This window comes from Actinophytocola sp. (assembly GCF_036378875.1).
Taxonomy (GTDB): domain Bacteria; phylum Actinomycetota; class Actinomycetes; order Mycobacteriales; family Pseudonocardiaceae; genus Actinophytocola.
Map to the genome: position 1 here is coordinate 1 of NZ_DASUVO010000070.1, position 10,541 is coordinate 10,541.

Here is a 10,541-nt window from a genome sequence, read left to right on the forward strand (position 1 = left end):
GTGCACCCCAACCTCGCCGCCGGGCAGAGCCTGGCGCTGCGAGAGGGAACCGGACAGCCCGCGGTCGTCGACCGGGACGGCGCGCCGCTGGTCACCTGGACCGACGACGGCACGACCGCGGCCGATCCGGCGGTCGCGCCGCAGCTGGTCGGCGCCATGGGCCGGTTCGCGGGCGAGCAGGGCCCCGTGGCTGGTTGGTACGTCGCCCTGGTCGACGCGGCGGGTGCGGAGCTGGGGATTCTGTACGGCACGGGACCGACGCCGATCCCCTCGACCCTGAGCGTGTCGGTGCAGAAGGCCGCGCAGACGGCCGTGGACTCACAGGACCTGCCCACGATGCTGGTGGCCATCCAGCCGTCGACCGGCGACATCCTCGCCGTGGCCCAGAACGCGGCCGCGGGCAACAGCCCGATCGCGCTGAACGGCCTGTTCCCACCCGGCTCGACGTTCAAGATCGCCACCGCGGCGGCGATCGTCGGCGCGCGCACCGCGGACGTCGACACCGTCGTGTCCTGCCCCGGCGAGGCGCTCATCGGCCAGCGGACCGTGCACAACAACGACGGCTTCGCACTCGGCGACGTGCCACTGCGCACGGCGTTCGCGGAGTCCTGCAACACCACGTTCGCCATGCAGGCGGCCGAACTGCCGCTCGACGCGCTCCCCCGCGCCGCCGACCAGCTGGGCCTCGGCGCGGACTTCGACATCCCGGGCATCACCACCGAGACCGGCGGCGTCCCGGTCGCGGCGAACACCACCGAGCAGGCCGAGAACAGCTACGGGCAGGGCAAGGTGGAGGTCAGTTGCTTCGGCCTGGCACTGACGAGCGCGACCGTGTCCGCGGGCGCCGCCGTCACCCCGCGCCTGTGGCGGGACATCCCGACCACGGAGGTCGTGGGCTACACCGCACCACCGGCCGCGGTGATCCGCTCGCTGCGCACGATGATGCGCGAGGTGGTGCGTTCCGGCACGGCCGACGCACTCGCCGGCCACGGCACCGTCTTCGGCAAGACCGGCACGGCACAGGTCGGCGACGGCAACCAGGCACACGGCTGGTTCACCGGCTACCGAGGCGACCTCGCGTTCGCGACCCTCGTGCAGTACGGCTCCTCGTCGGCGCCGGCGGTCACCGTGACCGGCACCTTCCTCGGCTCGCTCTGACGGTCGAGAAACCGCTGGCTCCTGAGCGGTCGTAGTAGCGTTGCGCCGGCCTCGCCGTGAAAGACGCGTTCACCACCCGCCCGGTGTGGTGAACGGCGCTTTCACAGCGCTGATCCCAGATCCACCGATGGTCTTGGTGGCTCGGGGTGCGGTCCGGTGGACTCGCTGCGCGGGTTCGGCCGGCGGCCATGCGAGGAAGAGGCGTCCTTCACCACCGCTCACGTCGCGCTGGCCGCGCACGAATGGCGTGTTCACGCTGCGGGCAATGTCCCGAAAGACACGCTCAGGTCGTTGAACGTCCCCATCGCGTCTTTCATGACACCAGCCATGTCCCCAACGCGTCCTTCGCGACGCGGCACCCGGCGCCCGCGAAGCGGGCCTGGCCAGGCCCACGCCTTTCGCACGGTGCGACACCCGACACGATCATCGGTGGATCGAGGCTGATCGAGCCCAACGCGTCTTTCACAGCAGCGCCGGTACCTGGAGGGGCCTCCCGAGCGGGATCGGGAGGCCCCTCCAACGCGGCGGCTGGTGAACAGCGCACGCCGCGCCCCGCGTCCGGTTACCGGTACGCGGTCTCGTCCTGGCGTCCCCGTGGCCGCAGGTGCCAGTCGGTGTCGTTGTCGTTCAACGTGATCCGGCCGGGGCGCGCCGCGGCCCGGTACGAGCGCGGAGTCCGCTCAGTCGGCATCGTTTCTCCCACCCTGTCGGTGAGTACGATTCTGCCGGGGCGGGGTGCGCGCCCGGTCGCCGTGCGGCAACGGGTGGCGCCATCGGGTGGTAACTGGCCGCGCTTCAGCGGCCGGCGGTGATCAGGCGGGTGTGTTCCCGGATCCGGCGCAGGATGTCCGGGACGTGGTCGTTGAGGTAGAAGTGGCCGCCGGGGAAGACCGCCAGTTCGAACTCGGCCGTCGTGTGGTCGCGCCAGGCCTCTGCCTCTTCGATGGTCACCCTCGGGTCGTTGTCGCCGGTCAGTGCGATGATGGGGCAGCTCAGGGGCGGGCCGGGCTCGTAGCTGTAGGTCTCCGCCGCGGTGAAGTCGGCGCGGAGCGCGGGCAGGACCATGCGCTGGATGTCCTCGTCGTCCAACACCATGGAGTCGGTGCCGCCCAGTTCCCTCACATTCGCGAGCAGGCCGGCGTCGTCGCTCAGGTACGTGTGCTCGCGCCGGACGCGGCTCGGCGCAGGCCTTCCGGAGGCGAACAGGGCGGTCGGGGTGTTGCCGGAGCGCTCCAGCCGCCGGGCCACCTCGAAGCCCACCGACGCACCCATGCTGTGGCCGAACAGGGTGATCGGGCGCTCGGTCAACGGCTCGAGCGCGGCGACCAGCTGGTCGGCGAAGTCGTCGATCGAGGTCAGGCACGGTTCTTTCCACCGGTCCTGGCGGCCGGGGTACTGCGCGGCCAGCACGTCGATGTCCGGCGAAAGCGCCTTGGACACGCCGAGGAAGTAGCTGGCCGAGCCGCCGACGTGCGGCATGCACAACAGCTGCGTCGCGGCGTTGTCCGCCGGGTTGAACCGCCGCACCCACCGATTGGTGTCCGTCATCCTTCCAATCTGGCTGAAGGTGACAGGTGCCGGCAAGTCCCCCGCAAGATCGCGGTGTGCGCCCGGGTCGCGGGCGCACACCGCGATCACATGTGGTGCTCGGTGACCTCGCCCCCGCGAATCGTGATCACCGTGTCGGGTGTGCCGTCCGGTGCCCAGACCGTGTAGTCGCCCGCCGGCACGCTGGGGAACACGGCCGTGTAGGCGGTACGGTGGCGGTCGGTCCTGGGGTGCACGACGTTGTGCTCGCGTTTCGCGTTCCGGTCGGTGGCCGGGCTGATCTCGATCTCCCGCTCGGCGAGCGTCGGTCCGGTGTGGATGACCAGCGCGCCGATCTCGCCGCCGATGTCGAGGACCAGACTGTCCATTGTGGATCCTCTCATGTGGACGGTGTGGTGAACCCGCTGTTCGGCACGCCGAGGTACGGGAACCGGGTGAGGTACGGGATGTCCAGGCTGTCCGGGGTGACCCCGTCGTCGACCTGCGCGGCCGCCGGGTCTGGCGTGTAGTTCTTGTCCACCAACGCGTAGGTGGCCCCGGCGACGGCCCGCAGCTCGATCGCGACCACGTCGTCGAACACCCGCCGGCCGTTCGGGAAGCCGGCGAGATCGCCGCCGAGCAGGCCGTAGATGCTGGGCTTGGCCGTCGGTGGAATGGCGGTGTTGAGCCGCATGAGGTCCGCCTGCGTCTGGCCGGTGACGTTCTGGAAGCCGGGGATCAGCCCGCCCGGGATGCCGGTCAGCAGGATCGCGAGGAGGTCGGCTCTCGGCGCGCCGGACTTGTTCAGCACGTCCAGGTTCGGGAAGACGCCGGGGAACAGGACCGGCAGCAGCTGCGCGACCTCCGGCTTGGCGACGAACTTCGCGAAGCGGCTGTCGCCGTCCGGCGACTGGGTGTTCCAGAAGTCCTTCTGCCCCATGGGCACGATGACCTCGTTGAACAGCGGGTTGGCCAGCCGCGACACCTGGCGGAACGGGCCGGTGCTCCACGTGTTGCTGCGGTCGGAGTCGAGCATGCGCACCCGTTGGCGGCTCGCCGTCGTCCAGACACCGATCGTGGCGCGCGGGTCGGCGACGTCCTTGCCCTTGTAGCCGTCCCTGGTGAGGTCGCTGATCGGCACCTGCAGCGCGATCGAGTGGACGTTCAGGTCCTTCGTCGCGTTGACACCCGGCCCGGACTTGGGGAACTTGCCGAGTCCGAAGTGTTCGTGCGCGTCGGCGAACGGGCGCGGGTCGAGCAGGTCGAAGATCGCGCCGAGGTCGACGTAGAACCCTTCGGCCCGCTGGCCGGCGAACACCCGCCGGCCACCGCCGAGGTCCTTCACCGCGGCGTCGGCGAGCTTCGGGTAGTTCGGAGTGGACAGTGGACCGATGTTGCATGGCGGGCAGGGCAGACGGTTGCCGAGCGGCTGAGTGCGGCCCCGCCAGTCCTTGCGGGTGACCGTGTAGAACTGGCGGCGGTTCCAGTTCGGCGAGTCGAGCGTCAGAATCGGTCCCGTGTTGTACAGGAAGGTGTTCGGGTTGCGCACCTCCGTCGTGAACCGGAACTCGTAGGTGACGTCGGCCTTTCCGTCGCCGTTGTTGTCGACGTGGATCTCGTAGCGGACGTCGTCGCCGAACTCGTAGAAGTTCGGTCCGCCTGCCGGCGCCTGCAACGGCACGTAGTTGGCGATCAGGGTGACGGTGTCGGGCTTGTCGGGGCTGACGAACGCGTAGACGTCGGTCGAGTCGGCGACCGGGTCCTTCGAGATCTCCGGTGCTTCACGGTGTGAGGACATGGTCGTGCTCCTTTCAGCTCGCCGTGACGGCGTTCGCCAGCCGCGCGGCGAACGCGCGGTCGTCCAACTGGATGCGACGGGTGCCGACGAACACGTCGAACCGCCCGGTGGCGGCGTCACGCAGGTGCACCATCACCGGCTCGGCGGGGTTCGCACCGCCGCCATCGGGCATCTGGGCCTGGTTGTCGCCCGCGGTGAGGGGAATCGCGGCCGCGGCGCCGACCGCCACGCCGGCGGCGGCCAGGCTGGCACCGGTGAAGATCAGCCTGCGCCGGGACACCACGCCCGGCTGCCGTGCGGCGGTGTCGTGTTGCTGCTCGTGAAGCATGGTCAAACTCCTTGCGTCCGGACGCATCTCTCGCCCTACGCGACGGCATTCGGACCATGCCCGCCCCCGGATTGCCCGGGCGGCGACTTCAGTTCGGGAGCGTCAGTGCGATCTTGAGCCGGCCGGCGGAGGGCCGCAGCGCGGTCAGGAAGGCGTCGCGGGCCTCGGTCAGCGGAAAGCTGTGCGTGACATACGCCGACGCCAGGTCCTGTCGCAGGAGGACGAACTGCTCCGCGGCGGCGAGGTGCGCCGGCCAGTTCGACGTGACACCACCGCGCAGGGTGAGCGCCTTACGGAAGAACACGCGCATCGGTAACACGTAGTGTTCCTCCGGCAACCCGAACGCGTAGATCTCCCCGTGCGGGCTGGCGGCCGCCACGCAGTCCGCCAGCACGTCCTGGCTGTGGCCGATCGCGTCGATGACGAGGTCGGGGCGGTCGGCGTCGGTCAGGCCCATCACCCATTCGTGGGTCTGGCCGACGATCAACTGGTCGATGCCGAACGTCTTCACCACGTCCGCCCGGTCCACTCGGTCCACACCGGTCACGTGGGCGCCCCGCGCCCGCAGGACCACGCAGAACAGGACACCCATCGGCCCCAGCCCCAGTACCGCGGCATGCCGGCCGGCGACGTCGCCGATCCGGTCCAGTGCACAGAGGACGGTCGCCAGCGGCTGCATCATGATGGCCGCCATGTCCGTCAGGTCTGGGGACAGGACGTGCAGCTGGTCGGCGGGTACGGTGATCAGCTCCTGCAGGCCGACTGGCCAGGCCGTGCCGACCACCCGGTCGCCCACCCGGAGCCGGTTCGCGGCGGACGCGACCACGTCGCCCACGATCTCGTGCAGAGGCGCGCCGACGCGGCCGGTATGCGGATTCTCGAGATTCCGAACCCCGGAGAACGCCGGCAGGTCACTACCGCAGATGCCGCCAAGCCGGAACCGCACCAGCACCTCGTCGGGCGCCAGCTCGCCCGGGTCCGGCGCCGGCACCTCGATGCGCTCGATCTCGAACGGTGCCGGCTGCCGCAGTGCCCACATCGAAACCACCCCCGCCCACGTCTCCTCCAGACTAGGGGAGGTTGACGGGGGTCAGGCGGCGGAGATCCCCCAGCGGTAGTACCAGCCCGCGGGACCGGACCCGGTCTCCGGGTTCTGCGCGTGGTAGCCGCACGGCCCCACGGTGAACGGCTGGGCGGCGTCGGTGTTCTGCTCGATGAACGTCTGCCGGGCGTCGAGGCAGGTCTCCTGTGTGGCGAAGTCGCCATCCCAGTGGTAGATCCAGTAGGCCCATGCCGGTGTGCTCGTGCCGATCATCATCGCGCCGGCGAGGGCCGCGGCGACCACGGCTCCGCGCATGGTTCGACGTTTCCGCATCCATACCTCCCGTTTCCACCCGACCGGCCCGAAATTCACCGTATCTGTCCGGGGGCGGATTGGCGATCACCTTTCCGGCGCACGCCGTCTCACCCGAGAGCCTTAGTTCCCTGTACCTGCCGGGCGAATCGCGCGACGAGCACGACGACCCCCGCCGTCGGCACCCCTAGGGGGAAATCGGCCCCCCACCACGGTTGACCCGATTTTGGAATCGGTCCATTATCGACTTGTCACCTACCCGCTAAATGAATTTCTTCGAAAATTTCTACCCCTTTCTTTGGGCTGCCGAAAATACCGATGCGAGGTTGGTTCACAATGGCCGGTCCGACTGGAGTCAGCCGTCGTCGTTTTCTCACCGGGATTGGTATCGGCGCCGCGGGGGTGGCCACGTTGCGCCCGGCCGAGGCACTCGCCCAGGTCATCTCCGAGGCGGCCGGCGGAACCGCCAGAGCCTCGGACACCTTCGGTCGGATCTTCTCGCTCCAACCGTTCGCCGACTTCAACGCGCCGTCACTGCGGTCCGCGCTTTCCGCGATCGGCCAGCGGGGCGGCGTCCTGGACGCCCAGGACCCGTTGGCGATCGGCCCCGTCCGGTTGATCACCGAACCCGCGCTCAGCCCCAACAATCAGGACAACCCCGCCAACACGGCCGGTGTCACCTTCCTCGGCCAGTTCCTCGACCACGACATGACCTTCGACGAGACCTCACAGCTCGGCGTGCCGCTTGACCCGTTACAGGCGCCCAACACCCGCACCCCGGACCTCGATCTCGACTCGGTCTACGGCGCCGGCCCGACCGGCAGCCCACAGCTCTACCAGCCGGGCGCCCGCGACAAGTTCCGGGTGGAGAGCGGCGGGTTGTTCGAGGACGTGCCACGCAATCCCAACGGCACGGCCATCATCGCCGACGGCCGCAACGACGAGAACCTGATCATCTCCGGGCTGCACGCCGCGTTCCTGCTCTTCCACAACCGCGTGGTGGACCTGCTGCGCCCACAGGGGCAGACCAACGTGTTCGCCGCGGCACAGCAGCTGGTGCGCTGGCACTACCAGTGGATCATCACCCACGAGTTCCTGCCACTGGTCATCGGTCAACCGCTGCTGAACGACATCATGCGGAACGGGCGGCGGATCTACCGGCCGGCCGCCGGGCAGCAGTTCATCCCCGTCGAGTTCCAGGGTGCCGCCTACCGGTTCGGGCACAGCCAGGTCCGGCCGTCCTACCGTGCGAACCTGCGCGGCGACCCCGGCGGCGGCACCGCCACCGGGGCGCCCGCGTTCTTCGGAATGATCTTTGATCCGGCCGGGCAGGGCCAGGCCGACCCGGTCGACCTCCGTGGCCGCGCCCGGGCGCCGCGGCGGTTCATCGGGTGGCAGACCTTCTTCGACTTCGGCGGCGCCCTCACGGCCGACGTCCGGCCGAACAAGCGGATCGACACCAACATCTCCACGCCCCTGTTCGACCTGCCCCTGCAGGCGATCCCGGGCGGCCAGGCGCCGACGTCGCTGCCCCAGCGCAACCTGCTGCGGCACGTCACCTGGTCGATCCCGTCCGGCCAGGAGATCGCCAGGGCCACCGGCATCACGCCGATCCTGTTGGCGCAGGACTTCCCCGAGCTGCAGCGGTTCGGGCACGGGCTGCCGAGCTCGACACCGCTCTGGTACTACGTGCTCAAGGAGGCCGAGCTGCTGGCCGGCGGCGCCCGGTTGGCCGGGGTCGGCGCGCGGATCGTCGGCGAGGTGTTCGTCGGGCTGTTGCAGCTCGACCCGACCTCCTACCTGGGGACCAACCCGAGCTGGCTGCCCACCCTGCCGAGACGGTCCGGCGCCACCGGCGACTTCCGGATGGTCGACCTGCTGACGTTCGCGCGAGTCGACCCGGACAGTCGAGGACAGTGAGCGAAGCTCGCGAAGCGAACCATCGGACTGAGGCCCGATCGGTGTAACACGTACGGCCGCCACGCCGATTCCTCTGATGGGAGCGCTCCCAAAACGTGGAGGACTCCATGGCAATGGCGCCAGGACAGCAACACGGCCTGCGGCTCGTCATCCGGTCCGAACGACGGATGTTCCGGGACGCGCTGAGCGCCTGCCTGCGTGCACAGCCGGAATACCTCGTCGTCGGGCATGTCGGCCGGCTCGACGACCTGGTGTCGCTGTGCCGATTGCGCCAGCCCGACGTCGCGCTCGTCGACCTCGGCTCCGAACGGGCGGACGAGTCCATGCTGCGCGAGTGCACCGCCCTCACCACGGTCGTCGTCGTGTACGAGCGGCTGTCGTGCGCCGATCTGGGCGCGTTGTGCCGGGTCGGCGTCGACACGCTGCTGCCGTGCTCGCACGGCCTGGACGCGCTGCTGGTGGTGCTGCGCCGCTACCTCGCCGGCGACCGCGACGACCCGGCGCCCGCCCAGCAGGACTGCTTCACCGAGCTGGAGCGGCAGATCATCACGCTCGTCGGCGCCGGGCACACCGTGCACCAGATCGCGCAGTTGCTGGAGGTCAGCACGTCGGCGGTGGCGAACACCAAGCGGCGCATCTACCGCAAGCTCGGCGTGTACAGCCAGGGACAGGCGATGGCGCGGGCGACGACCCTCGGCATCGTCTCCCGCCCGCCGGACAATCTTCTCGGCGTGAACCACTGCCCGGAAACCACCATGCCGGTCGTGCTGCGCGGCACGACCGGGCCGGCGTGGCACCAGGTCACGACCGCGCTGCTGGCCGGCGGACTGTCGGTCGACAACGCGGTGAACCTCCCGACGTCCCTGCTCGTGCTGGTCGACCCCACCCCGGAAGACTGGCCGGCAAGCAGTGAGAACCCGGTCGTGCTGGTACGTAGCGAGCCGCCTGGCCGGGCCGAGGTCCTCCAGGCGCTGCAGCACGGCGCACACGTGGTGATGACCGCCGACCGTGTGGCCACCGACCTCGTGCCCGCGTGCACGCTCGCCGCCCACGGCTACGTCACGGTCGAGACCGACGCGGCCCGCGGCGTGCTCGGCGCGCTCCACACGACCTCCCCCAGCCTGCCCGAACTGACCTCCCGCGAGCTGGACATCCTGCGCCTCATCGCGTGCGGCCACACGGTCCGGCAAACGGCCCGTGAACTCGGCATCGCGGCGAAGACCGTGGAGAACACCCAGTCCCGGCTCTACCGCAAGCTCGGCGCCCGCAACCGATCCGGCGCGCTCGTCGCCGCGCACGCGCTCGGCCTGCTGGAGTCCGCGTCCGGCCGCGGCTGACTGAGCGGTCCGCGCCCGGCCGAGTCGGCTCGGCCGGGCGCGGACCAGCTTCTAGCGGGACGGCGGCGGGTTGCCACCGCTGGGCGGGGTGCCACCGCCGCCACCGGGTGGGGTCCCGCCTCCGCCGCCGGCTGAGGTCGTCGTGTCGACGCCGACGTTCAGGGTGACCTTGTACCCGCTGCTCACGTCGCCGGTCACGGTGCCGAGCTGGGACGCGCCCCCGTCGTCGCCGAAGACGTTGTCGTTGGACAGGCTCACCTGGGACAGGTTGTTGACCGAATCCTCGTAGCCGCTCTCCGTGTACACGGTCGCGCAGACGTCCTGGGGCAGCGCGACCTGTGAGGTGGCGATGACGTTCGCGACGTCGGTGATGCTGGCCTGGTCGGGGTAGACCTCGAAGTGGATGTGCGGCCAGCGCCCGGAGTAGCAGGCGGGGAAGATGCTCGTGAAGGTCACCTTGCCGGACGAGTCCGCGACCTGCACGCCACGCAGGTAGTTCTGGTCCGTGATGCCGTCCGAGTACATCGAGTAGCGGCCTTCACGGTCGCAGTGCCACACGTACACGGCCACGCCGGCGAAGGCCGAGCCGCCGTTCGCCAGGTCGGCGATGGTCAGCTCCAGCGTCATCGGCACACCCTCGGCCGTGCCGCCCGCGTCGCCGAAGCTGGACGTGATGTCGCTGCGGACGATGCCGCTCTGCTCCAGCACGTCCGGGCCGTCGGCCCGTCGCCCGGGTAGGGCCCGGCGGCCTCGTCCGGAATCCCTGCCGACACCCCGGCCGCCGACGTCGTCGCGCCGGACGACGAGGCGGAGGCCGGGGACGACGACCCAGAACTGCTGGAGCTGCCCGCACCGCAGGCGGCCAGACCCAGTCCGGCGACGCCGATCCCGAAGACCGCGAGCAGCCGGCGCCGGCTCAGCAGGGTTCCGACGTCGACGCCGAGGCCTTGGTCGACCAGCTCCTCCTCCGGTCGCGGCAGGACCCGACCCTCGTAGGTCGGCGTCCGGTGTGCTGTGGCGGGGGGGCCATGGGTTCTCCTCGGTCCCGGCTGTTGGCGCCGACGCCAAGGAGCGGGACCGGGGCCTCCCTGGGTTCCGGCTGGACGTCTCCTGTGCGCC

General features: G+C 70.2%; 11 protein-coding genes. 3 read left to right on the forward strand and 8 right to left on the reverse strand.

The genetic code is table 11. The annotated features are described in order from the left end of the window. The coding region (locus tag VF106_RS19740; RefSeq protein WP_330841228.1) for a penicillin-binding transpeptidase domain-containing protein at positions 1-1,158 on the forward strand (1,158 nt) is incomplete at its 5' end. A 562-nt stretch (positions 1,159-1,720) separates the two neighbouring features. Here the strand turns inward: VF106_RS19740 and VF106_RS19745 are convergent. The 7 genes from VF106_RS19745 to VF106_RS19775 form a co-directional block, all read right to left on the reverse strand. Further along, positions 1,721-1,849, reverse strand: coding sequence for a hypothetical protein (locus VF106_RS19745; protein ID WP_330841229.1), 129 nt, complete (start codon positions 1,847-1,849; stop codon positions 1,721-1,723). Between the two features lie 104 nt (positions 1,850-1,953). Continuing rightward, positions 1,954-2,706, reverse strand: coding sequence for a thioesterase II family protein (locus VF106_RS19750; protein WP_330841230.1), 753 nt, complete (start codon positions 2,704-2,706; stop codon positions 1,954-1,956). An 86-nt stretch (positions 2,707-2,792) separates the two neighbouring features. Beyond that, positions 2,793-3,074 carry a hypothetical protein gene (locus VF106_RS19755; protein ID WP_330841231.1) on the reverse strand — a complete coding sequence of 94 codons (282 nt, stop codon included), beginning with the start codon at positions 3,072-3,074 and terminating at the stop codon, positions 2,793-2,795. 11 nt (positions 3,075-3,085) lie between these two features. Then, complete coding sequence (locus VF106_RS19760; protein ID WP_330841232.1) at positions 3,086-4,483, reverse strand: DUF4331 domain-containing protein; 1,398 nt, start codon at positions 4,481-4,483, stop codon at positions 3,086-3,088. A 13-nt stretch (positions 4,484-4,496) separates the two neighbouring features. Further along, positions 4,497-4,811: a hypothetical protein gene (locus tag VF106_RS19765; RefSeq protein ID WP_330841233.1), complete on the reverse strand. Its 315-nt coding sequence runs from the start codon at positions 4,809-4,811 to the stop codon at positions 4,497-4,499. An 88-nt stretch (positions 4,812-4,899) separates the two neighbouring features. Beyond that, entirely contained in the window at positions 4,900-5,850 is a 951-nt protein-coding gene (locus VF106_RS19770; protein ID WP_330841234.1) for a zinc-dependent alcohol dehydrogenase, read from the reverse strand. 51 nt (positions 5,851-5,901) lie between these two features. Continuing rightward, positions 5,902-6,186, reverse strand: coding sequence for a hypothetical protein (locus VF106_RS19775; RefSeq protein WP_330841235.1), 285 nt, complete (start codon positions 6,184-6,186; stop codon positions 5,902-5,904). 315 nt (positions 6,187-6,501) lie between these two features. Here VF106_RS19775 and VF106_RS19780 point away from each other — a divergent pair, with 315 nt between their 5' ends. Beyond that, entirely contained in the window at positions 6,502-8,085 is a 1,584-nt protein-coding gene (locus VF106_RS19780; RefSeq protein WP_330841236.1) for a peroxidase family protein, read from the forward strand. A gap of 107 nt (positions 8,086-8,192) precedes the next feature. Beyond that, positions 8,193-9,422, forward strand: coding sequence for a LuxR C-terminal-related transcriptional regulator (locus VF106_RS19785; protein WP_330841237.1), 1,230 nt, complete (start codon positions 8,193-8,195; stop codon positions 9,420-9,422). 51 nt (positions 9,423-9,473) lie between these two features. On the opposite strand, the gene VF106_RS19790 is transcribed toward VF106_RS19785, so the two are convergent. Then, positions 9,474-10,130: an intradiol ring-cleavage dioxygenase gene (locus VF106_RS19790; RefSeq protein ID WP_330841238.1), complete on the reverse strand. Its 657-nt coding sequence runs from the start codon at positions 10,128-10,130 to the stop codon at positions 9,474-9,476. Between the last annotated feature and the right edge of the window lie 411 nt (positions 10,131-10,541).

What these genes read in the sequence shown, in the direction of transcription:
- VF106_RS19755 (WP_330841231.1), bottom strand. Translation starts at nt 3,074, where the DNA reads ATGGACAGTCTGGTCCTCGACATCGGCGGCGAGATCGGCGCGCTGGTC.
- VF106_RS19770 (WP_330841234.1), bottom strand. Translation starts at nt 5,850, where the DNA reads ATGTGGGCACTGCGGCAGCCGGCACCGTTCGAGATCGAGCGCATCGAG.
- VF106_RS19765 (WP_330841233.1), bottom strand. Translation starts at nt 4,811, where the DNA reads ATGCTTCACGAGCAGCAACACGACACCGCCGCACGGCAGCCGGGCGTG.
- VF106_RS19780 (WP_330841236.1), top strand. Translation starts at nt 6,502, where the DNA reads ATGGCCGGTCCGACTGGAGTCAGCCGTCGTCGTTTTCTCACCGGGATT.
- VF106_RS19760 (WP_330841232.1), bottom strand. Translation starts at nt 4,483, where the DNA reads ATGTCCTCACACCGTGAAGCACCGGAGATCTCGAAGGACCCGGTCGCC.
- VF106_RS19745 (WP_330841229.1), bottom strand. Translation starts at nt 1,849, where the DNA reads ATGCCGACTGAGCGGACTCCGCGCTCGTACCGGGCCGCGGCGCGCCCC.
- VF106_RS19785 (WP_330841237.1), top strand. Translation starts at nt 8,193, where the DNA reads ATGGCAATGGCGCCAGGACAGCAACACGGCCTGCGGCTCGTCATCCGG.
- VF106_RS19775 (WP_330841235.1), bottom strand. Translation starts at nt 6,186, where the DNA reads ATGCGGAAACGTCGAACCATGCGCGGAGCCGTGGTCGCCGCGGCCCTC.
- VF106_RS19750 (WP_330841230.1), bottom strand. Translation starts at nt 2,706, where the DNA reads ATGACGGACACCAATCGGTGGGTGCGGCGGTTCAACCCGGCGGACAAC.